The 19,408-nt window shown below is 50.7% G+C and carries 18 protein-coding genes; 16 read left to right on the top strand and 2 right to left on the bottom strand.

Features of this window, described 5'->3' with window-relative positions; translation table 11 throughout:
• The coding region (locus EYB31_RS24570; RefSeq protein ID WP_170318266.1) for a transposase at nucleotides 1–381 on the top strand (381 nt) is incomplete at its 5' end.
• A gap of 117 nt (nucleotides 382–498) precedes the next feature.
• Here the strand turns inward: EYB31_RS24570 and EYB31_RS24565 are convergent.
• Nucleotides 499–1,188, bottom strand: coding sequence for a FadR/GntR family transcriptional regulator (locus EYB31_RS24565; RefSeq protein ID WP_131016066.1), 690 nt, complete (start codon nucleotides 1,186–1,188; stop codon nucleotides 499–501).
• A 253-nt stretch (nucleotides 1,189–1,441) separates the two neighbouring features.
• Between EYB31_RS24565 and EYB31_RS24560 the strand changes: the two genes are divergently transcribed.
• The 12 genes from EYB31_RS24560 (at nucleotide 1,442) to EYB31_RS40355 (ending at nucleotide 14,266) form a co-directional block, all read left to right on the top strand.
• The gene (locus EYB31_RS24560) at nucleotides 1,442–3,184 is read left to right on the top strand and encodes a sensor histidine kinase (RefSeq protein WP_131016065.1); all 1,743 of its coding nucleotides are present in this window, start codon (nucleotides 1,442–1,444) and stop codon (nucleotides 3,182–3,184) included.
• A 130-nt stretch (nucleotides 3,185–3,314) separates the two neighbouring features.
• Nucleotides 3,315–4,202 (top strand): carbohydrate ABC transporter permease, encoded by an 888-nt coding sequence (locus EYB31_RS24555; protein ID WP_240762794.1) that lies wholly within the window; start codon nucleotides 3,315–3,317, stop codon nucleotides 4,200–4,202.
• Nucleotides 4,199–5,053, top strand: a complete 855-nt coding sequence (locus EYB31_RS24550; RefSeq protein ID WP_338119985.1) for a carbohydrate ABC transporter permease — start codon at nucleotides 4,199–4,201, stop codon at nucleotides 5,051–5,053. The genes EYB31_RS24555 and EYB31_RS24550 overlap by 4 nt, the downstream gene beginning before the upstream one ends.
• A 25-nt stretch (nucleotides 5,054–5,078) precedes the next feature.
• Nucleotides 5,079–5,810, top strand: coding sequence for a response regulator transcription factor (locus tag EYB31_RS24545; RefSeq protein ID WP_206105494.1), 732 nt, complete (start codon nucleotides 5,079–5,081; stop codon nucleotides 5,808–5,810).
• A gap of 164 nt (nucleotides 5,811–5,974) precedes the next feature.
• A complete protein-coding gene (locus EYB31_RS24540) occupies nucleotides 5,975–7,009 on the top strand; it encodes an Ldh family oxidoreductase (RefSeq protein WP_165452593.1) in 1,035 nt (344 codons plus the stop codon).
• Nucleotides 7,010–7,022: 13 nt separating this feature from the next.
• Nucleotides 7,023–8,390: an ABC transporter substrate-binding protein gene (locus EYB31_RS24535; RefSeq protein ID WP_165452592.1), complete on the top strand. Its 1,368-nt coding sequence runs from the start codon at nucleotides 7,023–7,025 to the stop codon at nucleotides 8,388–8,390.
• Between the two features lie 93 nt (nucleotides 8,391–8,483).
• Entirely contained in the window at nucleotides 8,484–9,482 is a 999-nt protein-coding gene (yiaK, locus tag EYB31_RS24530; RefSeq protein WP_131016061.1) for a 3-dehydro-L-gulonate 2-dehydrogenase, read from the top strand.
• Between the two features lie 38 nt (nucleotides 9,483–9,520).
• Entirely contained in the window at nucleotides 9,521–10,300 is a 780-nt protein-coding gene (locus EYB31_RS24525; RefSeq protein ID WP_131016060.1) for an NAD-dependent epimerase/dehydratase family protein, read from the top strand.
• Nucleotides 10,301–10,608: 308 nt separating this feature from the next.
• On the top strand, nucleotides 10,609–11,853 hold the full coding sequence (locus EYB31_RS24520; RefSeq protein ID WP_131016059.1) for an enolase C-terminal domain-like protein: 1,245 nt from the start codon (nucleotides 10,609–10,611) through the stop codon (nucleotides 11,851–11,853).
• A gap of 17 nt (nucleotides 11,854–11,870) precedes the next feature.
• Nucleotides 11,871–13,127, top strand: a complete 1,257-nt coding sequence (locus EYB31_RS24515; protein ID WP_131016058.1) for an enolase C-terminal domain-like protein — start codon at nucleotides 11,871–11,873, stop codon at nucleotides 13,125–13,127.
• 130 nt (nucleotides 13,128–13,257) lie between these two features.
• The gene (locus tag EYB31_RS24510; protein WP_131016057.1) at nucleotides 13,258–14,031 is read left to right on the top strand and encodes an RQC-minor-1 family DNA-binding protein; all 774 of its coding nucleotides are present in this window, start codon (nucleotides 13,258–13,260) and stop codon (nucleotides 14,029–14,031) included.
• 73 nt (nucleotides 14,032–14,104) lie between these two features.
• Entirely contained in the window at nucleotides 14,105–14,266 is a 162-nt protein-coding gene (locus EYB31_RS40355; RefSeq protein WP_165452591.1) for a PDDEXK family nuclease, read from the top strand.
• On the opposite strand, the gene EYB31_RS24505 is transcribed toward EYB31_RS40355, so the two are convergent.
• Nucleotides 14,259–15,224, bottom strand: coding sequence for an EcsC family protein (locus EYB31_RS24505; protein WP_131016056.1), 966 nt, complete (start codon nucleotides 15,222–15,224; stop codon nucleotides 14,259–14,261). The genes EYB31_RS40355 and EYB31_RS24505 overlap by 8 nt on opposite strands.
• Nucleotides 15,225–15,664: 440 nt before the next feature.
• On the opposite strand from EYB31_RS24505, the gene EYB31_RS24500 reads away from it, so the two are divergent.
• The 3 genes from EYB31_RS24500 to EYB31_RS24490 all read left to right on the top strand — a co-directional run bounded on the left by EYB31_RS24500 (nucleotide 15,665) and on the right by EYB31_RS24490 (nucleotide 19,393).
• Nucleotides 15,665–17,386, top strand: coding sequence for an extracellular solute-binding protein (locus EYB31_RS24500; protein WP_165452590.1), 1,722 nt, complete (start codon nucleotides 15,665–15,667; stop codon nucleotides 17,384–17,386).
• A 255-nt stretch (nucleotides 17,387–17,641) separates the two neighbouring features.
• A complete protein-coding gene (locus EYB31_RS24495) occupies nucleotides 17,642–18,502 on the top strand; it encodes an ABC transporter permease (RefSeq protein WP_240762806.1) in 861 nt (286 codons plus the stop codon).
• A 15-nt stretch (nucleotides 18,503–18,517) separates the two neighbouring features.
• Nucleotides 18,518–19,393 carry a carbohydrate ABC transporter permease gene (locus EYB31_RS24490; protein ID WP_131016053.1) on the top strand — a complete coding sequence of 292 codons (876 nt, stop codon included), beginning with the start codon at nucleotides 18,518–18,520 and terminating at the stop codon, nucleotides 19,391–19,393.
• Nucleotides 19,394–19,408 lie beyond the last annotated feature (15 nt).

The following is a 19,408-nucleotide window of genomic DNA, read 5'->3' as shown; positions in this document are numbered from 1 at the left end:
AAACCCATTTACAAAGCGGCAACGGAAGAAGCGGCTTTGCTAGAACTGGACCAATTTGAAGAGGCTTGGGGTAGTAAGTATCCTTTGATCGTCCGTTCCTGGCGATCGAACTGGGATGAACTGGCCACCTTCTTCAAGTACCCGCCGGAGCTTCGGAAACTTATCTACACCACGAATATGATTGAGAGCTATCACCGCCAGCTTCGTAAGGTCACAAAAGGGAAAAGTATCTTCCCAACATACGAGGCTTTGCTAAAAATGCTTTATCTGGCGACCATGGACGTCGTTCGTAAATGGACGGGCCGGGTGCAAAATTGGGGGCAAATTTTGCTTCAGCTTTCAGTTTTCTTTCCCGACCGCATCGGCCAATTTTTACGTTGAAAATTTTTTCTCCCCTCGGGGAGAAATCTTTTTAAATGAGTTTACACAAAGATCTTGACAGACCCATAGACTTGTATCCCTTACGCTCCGCGGCCGGCGGCTGTGGCCGCCCATCTACTAATCCTGCTGCAGCAGCTTTTTGCGTACATAGCTCAGATGCCCGTACATGTGAGTGAATGCTTCGAACGGATCGTGTTTAGCCAAAGCCTCGTAAATTTTCGTATGGAATTCCACGGTCAACTCACGCTCCCTGATCTTGATCCGGCGGTCCATCTTGTCGTGGGCGATCAGCAAGGAATCAATCATGCCTTCCACGACGGGATTGTTTGCGCTAAGCGCGATCAACCTGTGGAATTGCTTATCGATTTCCCCGTAATTATTGTCAGTGCATTGCGTGATCGCATCGATCGTTGCTTTTAGCTGCTTCAGCTGTTCCTCGGTTATTTTCTCCGCAGCTATAGTCACCAACCCAAGCTCCAGCGCCATTCGCGCTTCAATGATGGCAGGTAAATTTTCGGTGGCCAAAGCAAGCATCACCGAAAAAGGCTGATTGCCTATTTTTTCGTTCAAAAAAGTACCGCTGCGGGTTTTCCGGTTGATGACGCCAAGCGTCTCCAGCGCGCTCATCGCTTCCCGCAGAACCGGTCTGCTGACGTCCAGCATTTCCACTAATTCCATTTCGGAAGGAAGTTTATCTCCAGGTTTCCATTGACCGCTGCTTAATAATTCAACAAATCGGTCAAGGACTTGTTTGGATAACGTTTTTCTTTCGACAGACGGGACAAACAACTCTTCTTTCGATTTCACTACAGATCACCTCGTGCCCTTTCGCTACATAATTGTAAGACAAATGGGCAAGGAGATCAACTTGGGCGTTAAAATGGATGAATTGACCATTTTGTTTATTTGTATTACAATTTGGCGATTGATAACGATTTGTTAAGAGAGGCCGGAAGATGACAAGAGTTAAACGGCGGTGCTTCATACTGCCTGATGCTTGTTTACTGCGGCCCTCGTCACGTAATATGGAGGAAAAGCGGACTAAAGGGGGAGCCGGGGCGTGCTGACGAAATTTTTTATTAAAAACTTCATGACTTTTATTATTGCTGTCTCCATTCCTGTATTGATTTTCAGCTTGATGGTGATGTATGTGTTTCAAAATTCGTTGAAGGAAGACATCGACACCAATACGCACAAAGCGTTAAATACGTCCAAAGAAACGATCGAGCTTATTTTCTCGGATATGAACAGTATGAAAATACTGATTGACTACAACCCTCAATTAAGCTTGCCTTTATTTAGGGTTTTAAGCACGGACCAGGTGACCCATGAGGATACGACGGCACTGAAGCTCATCCGGCCTTCGCTCAAATCGTCCAGTTATTCCAGACTGTATATCAACTCGATTTATGTCAAGGTGGGCGACAGTAAATACTTCTTGGCGAACGGGGATAAGGAGTCGATCACCGAATATTACGACACGGCCTGGTACGACAGCTTTAAAAAGCAAAGCCAGGATACGATGCTGTGGACGGAAAAACGGCGGATCAACGACCTGGACATCGTCAGTATCTATCAGCGGACCAAGCTGAACGGCGTCATCGTGATTAATGTGCGGCAGGAGTATTTCAACAACATGCTGGATTCCATTACGTCTTATGACGACCAGTATTTAACGGTGCTGAACGAAAAAGGCGAGATGTTGTTTTCCAATAAAGATGTGGGGCAGCTGTCGGAATCCATCAGCGGCGACAGCCATACCGACGAAAGTTCGCTTTTCGCCGAACTGCTCCAAAGCGACCGTTACCGGGTGGTGGAAATGGCCTCGGAGCAATATAATTTCAAATACGTTTCGATCATACCGACAAGCACGATTTACAGCTCGGCGCTCCTGATCATCAAGCTGACGTTATATTCGGCGATTGTCTCGCTTCTGATCAGTTCGCTGTTGGCCTATTATTTTTCCAACCGCAATTACAGGCAAATCGCCAATATACTCAAAATATTCAAGCTGGCCAAAGCGGGCATGACGCTGCCAAACGTCGTCGAGAAGAAGAAAAACGACGTTTATTCGCTCATTTTAAACGATACGATCAATTCGTTCGTCAATCAGAGCAATATGAATCTGCAATTGTCCGAAAGGAAATACCGGCAGGTGCTGGCCGAGCTGACGGCGCTCCAGTATCAGATCAACCCGCATTTTCTGTTTAATACGCTGCAATCGATCAATTTTGAGGTGCTGAACATTACGCAGAGGCCATCTTTCGCTAACACGATGATCGAGCAGCTGTCCGAAATTCTCCGTTACTCGCTCGACAGCCCGCTTCATATGGTCACCATCCGCGAAGAAATCGAGATTACCAAGAAGTATATCGACATCCAGCGTTATCGCTTCGACGACACGTTTAAGGTCACTTGGACGTACGAGCAGGACGTGCTGGAATGCAGCACGATCCGGCTTTTGCTGCAGCCGATCATTGAAAATTCCGTCCACTACGGAGTATGCAAGGAAGGCGGTTATTGCCATATTACGATCCGCAGGGTTGGGGATGACATCGAATTTGAGGTTACGGACAACGGACCCGGTATGTCGGAGCAGCGGCTGGACGAGGTGGCTGCATCGCTGGAGTCTGAACACGACTACGGCATCTCCGAGCATATCGGCCTGCGGAATATCCATTCGCGATTAAGATTAAAATACGGCGACGAATACAAGCTGTCCATCCGCAGCAACCCCGGCGAAGGGGTCACCGTTACGTTTCGAATAAAAAGCCAGGAAACCCGCAGTTTGTCAGAATCGTAAGTAATGATACCTCTTCATAAGTCCGGTACATACAAACGAATCGGGGCCGGGTGCTATAATGAAGCCAAAGAATCCGCTTACATTCCGCCATCGGAATGACAAAACAATTTTGCAGGGAGGTTTCATTTCTTTGGCTAAACTGAACACCAAGTACATCGGGCTGATTTTCATCTCGCCCTGGCTGATCGGGTTTCTGTCCTTCCAGCTGTATCCGCTAGTCGCTTCTTTTATCTACTCGTTTACCGATTACAGCGTTCTCCGGTCGGCGAAATTCATTGCGTTTGACAATTACATTAGAATGTTTAAAATCGATAAAGATTTTTTACATTCCTTGAAAGTCACTTTTTCCTACGCGCTGATGGCGGTGCCGGGGAAACTTGGCTTTGCGCTTATCGTCGCTTTGCTGCTTAATATCAAAATCAAGGGGATGAGCTTTTACCGGACGCTGTTTTACTTGCCGTCGATTCTCGGAGGCAGCGTCGCGTTGTCCGCATTATGGCGGCTCATGTTTATGAAAGATGGCATCGTCAACAATATGCTCCAAAGCATGGGCATCCCCACGCCCGACTGGCTGGGAGATCCGCATATTGCGCTGTTCACGATCAGCTCGCTGGAGGTATGGCAGTTCGGATCGTCCATGGTGCTGTTCCTGGCGGCGTTAAAGCAAATTCCGCAGGAGCTGTATGAAGCGGCCAAGGTGGATGGAGCCTCGTGGGCTTCCAATTTCTTCAGAATTACGATTCCGCTCATTACGCCTATTATTTTCTTTAATCTGATCATGCAGACGCTTCATGCGCTGCAAGCGTTTACGTCGGCATTTGTCATCACGGGCGGCGGACCGCTTAAGTCGACCTACCTCGTAGGGATGAAGTTGTACAACGAAGGCTTCAACAATTTTAAGATGGGTTATGCTTCGGCGATTTCATGGGTATTGTTTGCGATTATTTTGCTTGTCACCCTCCTGATCTTTAAATCTTCCGACACTTGGGTTCATTATAACGATAAGGAGGGAGCATGATGAAAAGAAGAGCCGTCACTCCTTGGGTCAGCCATGCCGTCCTTGTTATCGGCAGTCTGATCATGATATACCCTCTCTTGTGGATGTTGTTTGCGACCTTTAAGCAAAATGCCGAAATATTCGGTTCAAGCAGCATTTTACCGGAGAAGTTTCCCTTTGCCGACCCGTTTGCCGCTTATAAAGCAGGCTGGAACGGACTAACCGAAATCGGGTTCAGCGATTTTTATTGGAACACGATTGTTATGACGGTGCCTACGGTGCTGTTTACGGTGATCTCTTGTTCGCTGGTTGCCTACGGCTTCGCAAGATTTAATTTTCCGTCCAAAAAGCTGTGGTTTGCCGTCATGCTGTCGACCTTAATGCTGCCCAATGCGGTGATCGTCATTCCGCGGTATTTGTTGTTTAACTCGCTGGGCTGGCTGAATACGTATTTGCCTTTTATCGTTCCGGCGTTGTTCGCTTGCTTCCCGTTTTTCATCTTTATGCTCGTGCAGTTCATTCGGGGGATTCCGCGTGAGCTGGACGAATCGGCCAAGATGGACGGCTGCTCGGCTGGAGGCATTCTGTTTAAAGTGCTTTTGCCTGTGATGAAGCCGGCTCTTTTCTCGGCGGGGCTGTTTCAGTTTATGTGGACGTGGAACGAATTTTTTGATGTATTGATTTATGTCAACAGTGTGGAGAAATATCCGCTTGCGCTTGGCCTTCGCATATCGATGGATACCGCGTCCGACGTGCAGTGGAACGTGGTGATGGCGATGGGACTGCTTTCCGTGCTGCCGCTTGTGCTGATTTTCTTTTTCGCGCAAAGATATTTCGTCGAGGGAATTGCGACAACAGGGCTCAAAGGCTAACGATATCCGGTGACTGGGGGTCGATATGATGTACAAGTTAATTATCGTGGACGACGAGTCGAAAATCAGATTGGGGCTGGAGAAACACTACCCTTGGGCGGAACTCGGGTTTGAGGTGGTGGGAAGTTTCCCGAACGGTCAGGCGGCTTTGGACTACTTGTACGATCATCCTGTCGACGTTGTCCTCTCCGATGTCAGAATGCCGGTGCTCTTGGGAACTGAGCTGGCCCGGTGCATACGCGAGCAGGGGCTGAGTCCGATCGTTGTTTTCCTGAGCGGTTATGCCGATTTTGAATATGCCCGGCAAGGGCTTGTGCACGGCGTGCGCAATTATATATTAAAGCCGGTGAAATTCGACGAAATCGTCTCCGTCTTTTCTTTGATCAAGCAAGAGCTGAATGAGCGCTGCAAGTCGAAACCGGCGGAGCCGGCCGATACAAGCGGCGGTTATTACGATAAAATTATCGAAATTGTGGAATCTTACGTGGTCAAGCAGTTGAAGAACGCTTCGCTGGAGGGAGCGGCGCAGCAGGTCAATATGAGCCCTAATTATTTGTCGAAAATATTCAAAGAAAAAACCGGCCAAAACTTCTCCGACTATTTGTTCGAGATGAAGATGATTAAGTCCAAAGAGATGATGGCCGACATTAATCTTAAAATTTATCATATCTCATCGGCAATTGGCTATAACAATCCGAAAAATTTTTCCAGAGCATTTAAGCAATACCACGGCGTTTCTCCGCGGGAGTACAGGTGAATCCGTACGCAAAAAGGGGTAGATACTGATACCTTTTCATAAGATGAGCGCCTGTTTATTCGGGTAGGGGGATGCTATTCTTTGATAAGAAAGCGCTTTATATTAAACGGTTGCGCGAATAATGGAAGGGGGCCGGCGTGCGAGAGACTATGATCCCAAACAACATGACAACAGTCAATTTAGCCGAGCTGGAAAGGTTTATTTATGATGCGGTTGCGGCCTGCGGGGTGCCGGGCGATGACTGCGTAAAAGCAGTGGACGTGTTTATGCGGGCGACGCTGCGGGGCGTAGGGCATCACGATATTTACGATTTGCCGTCGCGGATTTCGGGACTGCTCAGCGGGAAGGTAAACGCGAAGCCACAGTACAAGCAGCTCACCGCGTTTAAGACGATGGAAGCGTGGGACGTCGACCGCGGACTCGGCGAGGTGGTATGCTGCTTTGCCATGGAGCGGGCGAAGCGGCTGGCCGACGAATATGGTATCGGCATGTGTTTTATCCGTAATTCGAATCATTTTCTTGCGGCGGCTCCTTACGTCGAGCAGGCCGCCGAGGAAGGCTACATTTCCTTGCTGCTGTGCAAGGGCGGCATGAACATGGGAACGACAGGACGCAAAGAAAACTGCATGGGCTCGCTGCCGCTTGGCTTTGGTTTTAGCACAGAAGCCGATATTCCCATCGTATTTGACGCTTGCCTCGCTTATGCGTCGCATGGGGAGCTTCGCGCCAGAGCGGCCAAAGGCATACCGGTGGAACCTTGGTGGGGCGTCGATACGGACGGACAACCGACGACCGACCCGGCCAAAATGCTGGAGGGCACCAGAATGCCTATCGGCGGACACAAAGGCTATGCGCTTTCGATGTTGGGAGAAGTGTTAAGCGGCGTGTTTACCGGAGGCTGGATTATGGATCAGGCGCCGGAAGAAGAAGCCGTCGACAATCACTGGGGGCATACGGCGCTTGTGATTAAGCCGGATACGATGATGGATATGGCTACGTTCAAGCAGCGGACGTCAACGCTACTGGATCGCGCCGACAAGCTTGCGCCCGGTGTGCATATCCCAGGGCACGGCTCTTACCGAAGAAAAGCCGGTATGTTAAGCAAAGGAACGATCGATTTGGAGGACAGTCTGGTGGACAAATTAACGGAAATCGCCGCCAGGTTGGACATAACGCCGCTCTTTAATGACAGAGGTTAAGGGGGAATTTTCCATGATATCCAAAAGAAAAATTACATTATTGTCGTGCATTTTGTCGCTGGCTGTTGCATCGGGCTGTACCGGCTCCGCTCCGGCCTCTAACGCGGGTTCCGGTTCCGGCGCCGCCAAAGACGCAGGGAAAAGCGAAACCACACAACCTGCGGCATCGACAGCTCCGGTTACGCTCCGTTTTTCCTGGTGGGGGAACGAAGTTCGCCATAAAGCAACGATCGAAGTGATCAATTTGTACATGAAGAAAAATCCGAATGTCACGATTAAGGCGGAATATCGCGGCAAGTCGGAACGGGAATTGATCGCTACCGGTCTTGCCGGCGGCAGTATTGCCGACATCGTGCAGTTGAACCCGCCGTGGATGGAGGACTTTACAAGAAACTCCGACTTTTTCGTCGATTTTAACACAAAGAACAATTTGATCGACTTGTCCGGCATCGACCCGCAATTTTTAAAGGAAAACGGCGTGTTTAACAATAAGCTGGTCGGGCTTCCGATGGGCGTCAATGCGACGATTGGCATCATGAATAAAACGGTGGCCGACAAATTCGGCATCCCCTCCACGCTTGATACGAAATGGACATGGGACGACTTCTACAAATACGGCAAAACGGTCAATCAGAAGGACCCCGAATCGTATATGCTGAACATGGATATCGGCAGTATGGTGGAGTTCGTGCTCAAACGTTACATTGTGCAAAAAACAGGCAAATATATGATCGGCGACGATTATTCACTCGGTTTTACAAGAGACGACCTGGCGGAAGCGCTGACTTACATCAACAAGCTGTACACGGATAAAGTAGCGATTCCGGCATCCGACGCGCAGGTGTTTAACGATGCCGCCCAGACGAATCCGAAATGGATCAACGGCAAAGCCGTCATGGTATTCTCCTGGACATCAACCGTATCGCCTTATACTAACGGGATTAAAGGCGAATTCGTACCGTTTGCGCTTCCGACTCGCGAAGGCGCTAAAAACTCCGCTTTGATCGTAAAACCGCCGCAAGTGGTTGCCATTTCGAATAAGAGCAAAAATGTCGACGAAGCGGTGAAGTTTGTTAACTTTTTCTTAAACGATGTTGAGGCCAATAAAATTTTGAAGGATACCCGTTCCATTTCCGCGGTTAAACCTGTGGCTGAAGCCGTAGGCGCCGAGAAGCTGTATGATCCGGTTGTGTTAAAGGGCCATGAATATGGCATGAAAAATATGGGTCTCGGCGATAACGGTCCTACGACCAACGGGGAAATTATCGAGGTATTGGAAAATGCGGTGGAAATCGTAGCGTATCCGAACGCTAACATCAATAAAGTGACGGACGACTCTATGAAATTAATTAATGACATCTTAAAGACGTTGAAGAAATAATATAATAGAAAGAGATGACGGTTGGGTCAAGGGAAGCCTTGGCCCAACTCTATTCGAGGAAGTGCAATCAAACATGCAGCAGGAGGTGCTGGGATGCGCGTACCTTATGAACAGTTGTACGGCGAGTTCCGCAGAGTGTTGTTAAAAGAAGGATTTTCCGTGGAAAGAGCGGAGCTTTCCTCCACATTGTTCGCCGAGGCCAGCAGGGATGGGGTTCATTCCCACGGGCTCAACCGGTTTCCGGTCTATCTGGAATACATCCGCAAAGGCTTCATCGATATTCACGCGATTCCGGAAAAAGTGGAAAGCATGGGAGCGATCGAGCGGTGGGACGGACACAGGGGGCCGGGGAACATCAATGCTTATCTGAGCATGGGACGGGCCATCGAGCTTGCGCGAACACACGGTATGGGCTGTGTAGCGATCAAAAACACGAATCATTGGATGAGGGCGGGGAGCTACGGCTGGCAGGCCGCGGAAGCGGGATGTATCGGAATATGCTGGACGAATACGCTGCCGAATTTGGCGCCATGGGGGGCTATAGACCGGAAGATCGGCAACAATCCGATCGTGCTGGCCGTTCCGCGGGACAATGGCCCGATTGTGCTTGATGTCGCGATGTCCCAATTTTCGTATGGCAATCTGAACGCTTATTCGACACGCGGCGAGGAGTTGCCGGTGGCCGGCGGTTATGACGTAGAAGGGAATTTGACAAGCAACCCGGATCAAATATTGGCCAGCGGGCGGCTGCTGCCGATCGGTTATTGGAAAGGCTCCGGACTGTCAATTATGTTGGACCTTATCGCCACGATGCTGTCGGGCGGCCGCTCTACTTACGAGGTCGGTTTGGATGAAGCCGAACAAGCGGTTTCTCAAGTGTTTCTGGCATTCGACACGACGGTTTTATCGGACCGCAGTATCCTGAAGGAGAAAGTCGAGCAAATCGTCGATGATCTGCACAGGTCCGTGCCCGTTCAAGATCATGGCGCCGTCCGGTATCCGGGCGAAGATACGCTGCGCAGACGGGACGATCATTTGCGCAACGGGGTTCCTGTTGATCCGCACATATGGCAGTCGGTGCTTAACGCATAAGCGATTTCGTTAGATTTCGTTTTCGGGGAGGGATTTGTATGAGAAAAATACTCATTACCGGGGCTGCCGGAATGGTTGGCAAATGCATTTATTTGGGCTTACAAGATGACCCGGATTACGAAGTGATCGGCACCGACATTCAGCCGGATCCGAGCCTTGGCATCGAAATGATGGATGTGACGGATTTCGAAAGCTGCCTGCACTGGATGAAAGGCGTCGATACGGTCATCCATATGGCTTACCGGATGAATCATCCCAGTCTGGCCGATGCGTTCCAAGTTAATTATTTGGGAACGCATCATATTTATGAAGCGGCCAAGGAGTGCGGAGTCGGAAGAGTGATTTTTGGCAGCTCCAACCATACCGTGGGCCGTTATCTTACAGACGAAACCGTCGATGCGGATTCGCTGTACCGTCCGAGCAATTTATACGGGCTGTCGAAATGCCACGGAGAGTTAATGGGGCGTTTGTATTCGGATAAATGCGGTATTTCGTCTATCAATGTGCGGATCGGCACTTTTTTCGGAGTCCCTCCCAAATCGGAAAGGCACCTGAAAACTTGGATCAGCAGACGGGATTTGGTCCAATTGATGAAATGTTGTGTGGAAGCGGATGCACAGTTGAAATTCCTGACTTTATTCGGCATCTCCAACAACCGCGATAAATATTGGGATATCGCTTATTTAAAAGAGTTAATCGGCTATAACCCGCAGGATGACGGTGCGGCGTACGAAGGGGACATTGATCCGGATCAGGCTAATCCGGACGAGCTTGTCTACCAAGGGGGCATCGGGGCACACCGTCCGGCGGTGTATTAGGAGGCGCAGAATGCTGGGAGCCTGTCCGACGAAAGTAAATCGGTGAATATTTATTCAGGATTATACAGAGGGAAGGGAATTGCCGTGTAGCTTATGCTTCCGATGCAAGTTTTCCTGCGGAAAACTCTTAAGTTTACGTCCGCTTTGAAAATCGTGTTTTTACCGTAAGGTAAAATCAAATAAAAACACGGTTTTCATTGGCGGTGGAATGGCAATCCCTTCCCGTCGTAACAGTCAGCTGAATAAAAATTCATCAACATCAATCCGTCGGACAGACTCCTAGAGCCTTATATACGGGAGGAACACTTATGAAAATCGTTGATGTGGACGTGGTGACATTTCACGCCAAGTCATGGCTTGGCAGCAACAAAGACGGCCATCAGGGTCCCGGCCGCGAACACGATATCGCTCATCCGATGATTCGCATTATGACGGACGAAGGGGCGGTAGGGTATCATATCCCGTATCAGCAGCTCATTCCAAACGAGCGGCATGCTCTGCTGGGTTTGGAATCGGGCAAGTCATCCGGCAAACCGCTGCCGGACCCGAAACATGACCCGATTCAAGGCGTCATTGACAAAGTGATCAAACCGCTGCTTGTCGGGGAAGACCCGATGGCCCGTGAAAAAATTCACAACAAATTGTGGGTCATGCAGCGGAGCAGCAAACGTTTGACGGACAGACTGGTTTGCTTTATCGATTTGGCTTTATGGGATTTGGCCGGCCGGGCATTTAACCAGCCGGTGTATAAACTGCTTGGCGGCCACCGCACGAAGGTGAAAGCGTATGCCAGCACGATGATCGGAGATCAGCTGGAAGGCGGACTCAATACGCCGGAGGCTTTTGCCGATTATGCCGAGGAATGTAAAAAAAGAGGTTACCAGGCGTTCAAGCTGCACACGTGGGCCGAACGGACGTGGACGGAATCGACGATTTCGGCATCGCCCGATCCGAAGCGGGATATCGCGGCATGCCGCGCGGTTAGGGAGCGGGTCGGCGACGACATGGACCTGATGCTTGACCCTTATCATTACTACAACCGGGAGCAGGCGCTTTATTTGGGCAAGGAATTGGAGAAGCTGAATTTTGCCTGGCTGGAGGAGCCGATGGACGAATATTCGCTTTCGTCTTATATATGGCTGGCCGAACGTCTGGATATTCCGGTGATCGGACCCGAGGTGCACAAAGGAAAACTCGCCTCGCGGGCGGAATGGATCGTCAGAAAAGCCAGCGACATATGCCGGGCGGGAGTGATGAACGTCGGCGGTTTGACGCCGCTGATGAAAGTTGTCGGTTTATGCGAAGCGTTTGGCGTGCGGTTGGAGCTTCATTCCCCAGGTCCGGGCAATCTGCACGCGATGGCGGCGATGACCATCCCGGGAGAATATTACGAACGCGGCATGCTGCATCCGTTTTTGAATTATGACCATGTGCCTGCTTGGCTTCATTCGTCGGTCGAACATATGGATGAAGAAGGGTATGTTCATGTGCCAGACAAACCGGGTCTCGGGTGGGACATTAATTTTGACTATATTGATGCGCATCGGTTGTAAAAAAAGGAGGGCTATTGATGAAAATAGTCGATCTTCAGGTAGTGCGGTTTCAGGTTCCGGCGTATAACGGATTTGACGCTTCCGGCCACCAGCATCCGGTTCCCGGGCGATGGTCCGAAGAGGCGCTTATTCGCATCGTGACGGACGAAGGGGCGGAAGGGATATTTGTCAGCTCGCAGCGGCATTTCGAACCTACGGATAAATACCCGTTTGAACGGCTGCAAACACCGTCCGGCGGGAATCAGCAAGCGAGTTTTCAAGTAAACTCCAACTCATGGGATGTGCTGCTCAAGACGGTTCGCCCCCATCTGCTGGGGGAAGATCCGTTTTGCCGGGAGCGGATTTGGCGCAAGCTTTCCGGGCTGCAGCGGTCGTTTCCGAAATTGACGGACCGGATGCTGGCGATGATTGATTTGGCTTTATGGGATTTGGCGGGAAAAGTCAGTAATCAGCCCGTGTATAAGCTGCTTGGCGGTCACCGCCAGAAGGTAAAGGCCTATGCCAGCACGATGGTGGGGGACCATTATCAAGGCGGCCTTAGTTCGCCTGAAGATTTTGCGGATTACGCCGAAGCGTGCAAGAAGATGGGGTATAAGGCGTTTAAGCTGCACACATGGATGGATGAGGTATGGACTCCATCGACAATTATGGCAACTCCCGACCCCGCGCGGGATATCGAGGCTTGCCGTGCGGTAAGGGACAGAGTAGGCAGCGATATGGTGCTGATGCTTGATCCGTACCACACGTATTCCCGCCAGCAGGCGCTGACCATAGGCAAAGAGCTGGAGAAGCTGGACTACTACTGGTTTGAGGAGCCGATGAACGAATATTCCGTATCCTCTTATGCATGGCTGAGCGAACAGCTCGACATTCCAGTTATCGGTCCGGAATCCCATGCGGGTAAAATATACGCCCGTACGGAATGGGTCATACATAAAGCGGCGGACATACTGAGAGCGGGGGTCATGGGTGTCGGAGGACTGACACCGTTTATGAAAATCGCCCATCTTGCCGAAGCTTTTGGCATTCCGCTTGAGGCCCACAGTCCCGGAATCGGAAGCGTGCACGCCATAGCGGCCATGAGTATTCCCGGCGAATACTACGAACGTGGGCTGCTGCACCCCTTCTTGAATTATGACGTCACTCCTCCATGGTTAAACGAGATGGTCGATCCGATGGATGAGGAAGGATTCATTACGGTTCCGCAAAAGGCCGGTTTGGGTGTGGACATCAATTACGGCTATATTGAACAGAACCGTCTGTCCGGAGAGTAAGGTTTCCGGGCAAAAATAAAGCGAGAAATCCTCTTCATCCTTTGGCGAAGCAGCAAGGGAGCAGGGGATTTTTTTTGTGAAATATGAAATAATGGATGGTATATTCATAGTAAATGAGGGTGAAGTTCCAATGTCATCAACAAGTGCAACTGATCTGGAAGAAGAGGAGATTCGTCATATTCTGCATGCGGCAGACAGCTTGGTTGGCCGCGGTGGCAGAACGATGCTGGTGAAGATCTTAAAGGGCTCGCGTGATAAGAAGCTGCTGGAGCTTGGATTAAACGATAACGTGGCCTACGGATACTACCATGTCATTACGATGGAGAGGATCACGGAGAAGGTTGATTGGATGATCCGGCATCAATTTCTGGAGATCGAACACCAAGGAGATATGCCGGTGATTGTATTTACAGAGAGGGGCTGGATCATTCAGCGCGATCAAGCGGCGGGTCTGCTGCTGCGGCAATGGGATCAATGGGTTCAAGGCAATGAGCTCCGGCAAGACCTGTCTTACCTGAAGGACAGGAATCGGGGCATGATTTTATTGTTTTTGCAAAAGCTTGCCGAAACCGGCAATACGGCGTATATCCCGCTGCTGGAGCAATGGGCGGAGGTCGATTACCAGAAGGTAAAGCGGGCGATCCGTCAAGTTATCGACCACCTGTTGAGCGGGAAAGGAGGCCCGCTGAGCTTGGAAGACGCGCCGGTTGACGATGTGGCTGAACAACTGGTCGTTTATCCGCGGACTGCCGAAAGGCTGAAATGCTGGGAATGCGGCAAGCGGTTTGATTGGCCGGTTGAGGAGCAGGATTTTTTCCGTATGAAGGGCTGGGATCCGCCCAAACGCTGTGAACCGTGCCGGGAGCAGCGCCGCAGAACCAAGGAAGGCTGGGGCTTCTTTTGAAAACTGCGACGAATGGCGCCTTATGTTACAATGAGAAATAATGCCGTGCAAATTCTTCGCTTAAAGGGACAACTTGCGAAGAATTTGTGGCTCCGATCCCATACACCAAACGATTGAGGTGTATGGGTTAGAGCATGGCGCATACCGGAAAAGAGATGTGTTTGGCAAAGACGGCAGACTTACATCGTTTGTATTTCCCGGCTTCGATATTGAGTTAAGCGGCGTATTCAAATAGCGGTACGTGCGTTCAGCTTGTCCTTTTCCAGCTGAATCGCTGCCGTCACAGCATCTTCCCCGTATTTGTCCGTTAAAATCAGCCGCCTGAAATAATCTTTGGCATTGGTATGGTTCATCTGCTGGAATGCCAAGTTAAGTCCTCCGTTTAAGACCGCTCCGGCGATCGGCACCAGCATGCCCAATTCTTTTTCCGTGATGATCATTCCTAAACGTTCCGTTACGAATTGCACCAATTTGACAAGTTGAGGGGACACCGAATCTTTGACAACGCTGCCGGATAAGGAACCGGCATGATTGGCGGCAAAGTGCGTGGCTGCGCGTATTTCGCTGATCGCTGCGGCTTTGGTTACCAGGAACCCTTCGTCGGACGACGAAGAAGTCGAGACCATCGCCGATAAAATGTGCGGAACATTCGCCGCATCCCTCGACGAGTAGCCGTATGAAGTGGCTATTTGGCACACATGCCGCGACATCAGCGTCATCGAGGCCGCCACATCGGCCGTCACTACCGCCGGTATGGCAATTTGCGCAAGCGGCACCGCCTCCAGCAGCGTAGTGGCGGCTCCCAGCACGGCGCCTTCCGTTGTTACGAAAAATCCGTTGCTGAAATCAAACGAATCGGCCACGCTATCCATTTGCTGAAGAGGCAACTGCTTGACTGTGTTGATATCGGTAATTTGGATGTTGTGTTTTTTCATATATGCTTTACGCACGACATCTTCGCCGGTCAGCAGATTGGCGCCCTTGATCGTCGCTTTAAGCGACTTTTCAATCGTGGTGTCAATGGAAGAGACAGCCTTCCGAATGTATTTGTTTTTGGACTGGTGAGCGACTTCCAGCACTTTCGCAATCGGTTTGCCAACGAGTTCAAGCGCAGACTGGATCGGGTTAGGGGAGCATTCATGTTTGGCTATTTCCGAGATCGCTAACGATTCGTATGGTTCGAATGGGGTCATAACATTGCCTCCAGCTGCTTTAAGGTAAGATTGTTATTATTATACAGCAGCTTTGCGGATTTGTAGAGTGAGAGGCCGTCCGGCCGCCTTCATGCAGCGTTCACTTTTTCAGTGGCCTTCCGGGAACAGCGCGCATCCCGTATGTTCTACACCACCGCCGAGCGGTTTGGCAAAACCTCGCCAAATCTAACGCAACCTTAGCTGAAGAGCGGCTTCCCCCGACTTTTACGCCATAAATCCCGCTCCCGCATCAGGACATATATTGCCCGTCCCTGTTACCTCAAAATTTGTCCGTATGTTGCCGACGCAAACCATATTAAAATGGGTGGCAAGCGATATAAATATAGTGGTATCCCCTTAAAAATTTTGTATATCATCGCCGGCGGCTCCGTCCTACAATGAGGGCAGGCAAGCAAAATTCTGAAGGGGGAATCAATGAGATGAGCGATCGCACAAGCACCAAGCTTACCAAGCTGTATGTTCCGCTGGCAGCTGCCCTGCTGTTATCTTCGGTAGTAGCGGCGTGTTCCGACAATTCAGGCGGGGGGAAACAAGCGGCCGGAAGCTCGGCCAAAAAAGCCGACGGGAAATACGATCCGCCGATCACGATTACGACAGCCCGGACCTTGGACGCCAATACGAAATTCAAACCCGGGGAAACGATTGAGGACAATGTGCACACCCGCTGGATGAAAGACCGTATGGGTATCATCATGAAGCATAACTTCGTTGTCAACAACGACAAAGATTTTAATACGAAAATGCGCCTGCTGCTGGCCAGCAGCGATCCGCTTCCAGATGTGTTTCAACTGTCCGACGCTACGCTGATTGACGAATTTATCCAATCCGGCAAGCTGATGGCGATTGACGATGCGATTGCCAAATACGCACCGCAGCGCATTAAAGATTTGTACGCCAAATATCCGGACGGTTTCAACATGTTTAAGCGCAATGGCAAAACATACGGGGTGCCGATGTACGAAAGCTTAACCGGCGGCACGCTGCTGTGGGTTCGTCAAGATTGGCTGAAGAAAGTGAATTTGCCGCAGCCGAAGACAATCGACGAGTTGGACAAAGTGTTTGAAGCGTTTACGAATCAGGACCCTGACGGCAACGGCAAAAAAGATACGTTTGGGCTGGCCTTGTCCATGCAGGACCGGATTAACGGCAGCCGGGCGACGGCGGACTGGGTGTTCGGCGCATACGGCAGCTACATGCCGTTTCATTGGAGCAAAGCGCAGGACGGATCGCTTGTCTACGGCTCAATTCAGCCTTCGATCAAACAGGCGCTTGGCAAAATGCGCGATTGGATGGCGAAAGGGTATATCGATCCGGAGGCGGGAATCAAAGACGCAAACAAGGCGACCGAAAGTTTTGTAAGCGGTTCCGCAGGTCTTGTCGCCGGAGAATATTTCATGTATCCGACGCCGCTGCTTGATACGACCAAAAATAACCCGAACGCCGACTTTCAGCCGATGTCGCTGCCTGCCGGACCAACCGGCAGCATCGGCCGCAACGAAACGCTGATGGTCAAACGCGGCATCGTGTTCCGCAAAGATTTTCCGTATATGGACGCCTGGTTCGATTATTACAACAGGATGTTCGGTTACCAGTTCTTCGATAAAGATTCCGAGTTTTATCTCGGCAACCATGAAGGTTATGACTACGTCATGTTGGACGGCAAACCGGTGTACCAGCAGTTTGAAAAAATGGGCGTGCCTAAGGACAAGTGGCCGCTGCCCGATGGCAAAACGCCAATCGAAGCAAAAGCGTACGCTTCCCTGATCGGCGGCACAAACTTGAACCGGCCGTACTCCTATGACGAGGGCATCCTGAAATTTGCCAACGATCCGAAGGCCACGCCGGCCAATCCGATCGAAGACAGCATCAAGGACCGCGTTCCGATTCATCAATTGGCGGGCAAAGTGCGGATCGAGCAAAACAAATACGAAGTGAAAAACGAATTCAAAGGCGCTCCGACCAAAACGATGAGAACAAAACTGGAGCTGCTGGAGAAGATGGAGAAAGAAACATTTAACCAAATCATCTACGGCAAGCTGCCGCTTGACGCCTTCGACAAATTCGTCAGCGATTGGAAAGCGAACGGCGGAGACGACATTACGAAGGAAGTCAACGAGTGGTACAAATCGTTAAGCAAGTAAGCAGCGCAAGCGGGAGGGGAACGGGAAGCGCTGGGCGGGACTGCTATTGCAGCGCGCGCGATTCTATTGTTGCAGACGGGGCATATTTGGCAAGCCCCTCCTCGCTCAGTTGCGTTCCCCGATTTTGCCGGAAAGGAGGTTGGTTTCATGAGCGAGTGGATTCGTTCCAAGCAGCACGCCGTACCGTCGCAGGCAGCTGCAGGCGTTAAAAAATCGCCCATCGCGTCTTACCTAAAAACAACATGGCCGTTTCATATGCTGCTTTTGCCTGCGGTTATGGTCATCTTCATCTATCATTATGTGCCGATGCTGGGTATTATCATCGCGTTCAAGGAGTATAAGCCGTGGCTGGGTATTTTCCAATCGGAGTGGGTTGGCTTCGATCATTTCAAGTATTTGTTTACGTACCCGGACAGCAAGCAGGTGATCTGGAATACGCTCATTATTTCCTCGTTGAAAATATGCAGCAACCTGACGGTTCCATTTCTATTCGCTTTGCTGTTAAACGAGGTGCGGGCCGCTTTGTTCAAAAGAACGGTGCAGACGCTCGTTTATTTGCCGCATTTCTTGTCATGGATCATTCTGGGGGGCATTCTGATCGACATCCTTTCGGTCAAGGGAGGTATCGTCAACCAGTTGGTGCGGCTTCTCGGCTTTGAGCCGGTGTTTTTTCTCGGGGACGGGGACTGGTTCCGGTTTACAGTTATCATCAGCGACGTGTGGAAGGATTTCGGCTTCTCGGCTATTATCTATTTGGCCGCACTAAGCGGCATCAATCCGGCGCTGTATGAGGCGGCCGAGGTCGACGGCGCGAACCGCTGGCAGATGACGCTGCATATTACGGTGCCGTCGGTGCTGCCGATCGCCGTGGTCGTAGGAACGCTTGCGTTGGGCAAAATTTTGGACGGCGGCTTTGACCAGATCTTCAACCTTTATAACCCGCTCGTTTACAAAAAAGGCGATATTATCGATACCTTTGTTTACCGGATCGGATTGGTCGGCGGACAATTCAGCTTTGCGGCGGCGGTTGGCTTATTTAAATCGGTGATCGGCTTCCTGCTTGTTGTCATTTCCTACCGGCTGGCGGCCAAATTCGCCAATTACCGAATCTTTTAAAGCGGGTGAGCTCTCATGCACAAATCGGTGCCGCACAAAATATTTACTTATGTCAACAACACTTTCCTAGCGGTGCTTGCCGCAGTATGCGTGCTGCCGCTGATTCACGTTTTTGCCCTATCTTTGAGTTCCAGCGCCGCGGCTACCGGCAACCTCGTAACGTTTTGGCCCGTGCAGCTGACATTTGAGGCATACACGGAAACGCTGGGCAACGGTAATTTCATGCATGCGCTGCTGAACGGCGTCAAGCGGACCGCGCTTGGCACCGTCGTTTCCATGCTGCTGATGCTGCTGGCCGCTTATCCGCTGTCCAAGGAAGAGCATAAATTCCGCGGCCGCTCCGTATACGCCTGGTTTTTTGTATTCACGATGCTGTTTCATGCCGGACTTATACCGACTTATCTTGTTGTCAAAGGGACCGGCCTGATGAACACGGTGTGGGCGCTGGTTATTCCCGGCGCGGTCAGCGTCTGGAACTTGATCCTGCTGCTCAATTTTTTTCGCACGATTCCGAAGGAGCTGGAGGAGGCGGCATTGATGGATGGGGCGGGGCATCTGCGCATTTTGTTCCAGATCTATTTGCCCGTATCGATGCCGTCGATCGCCACGTTGTCGCTATTCACGATGGTCACTCATTGGAACGCCTGGTTTGACGGCATGTTGTACATGTCCAATTCACAGGACTACCCGCTTTCTACGTTTTTAAGGTCGATTATCGTGTCGGAAAACTTTGCGGCGCTTGGTTTAACCGAAGACGAGATCAAAAACATTTCGCCGCGCACCGTCAAAGCATCGCAAATTTTTATCGGCGCGCTGCCGATTTTGGCGGTGTATCCATTCCTGCAAAAATATTTTGTCAAAGGCGTCATTCTCGGTTCGGTGAAAGAATAGGCGAGTGGGGCGAGG

The organism is Paenibacillus thalictri (assembly GCF_004307995.1).
In the GTDB taxonomy this organism is placed as follows: domain Bacteria; phylum Bacillota; class Bacilli; order Paenibacillales; family NBRC-103111; genus Paenibacillus_AF; species Paenibacillus_AF thalictri.
The sequence above is the reverse complement of the archived record's forward strand: the minus strand, read 5'-3'. Positions and strand labels throughout refer to the sequence as shown.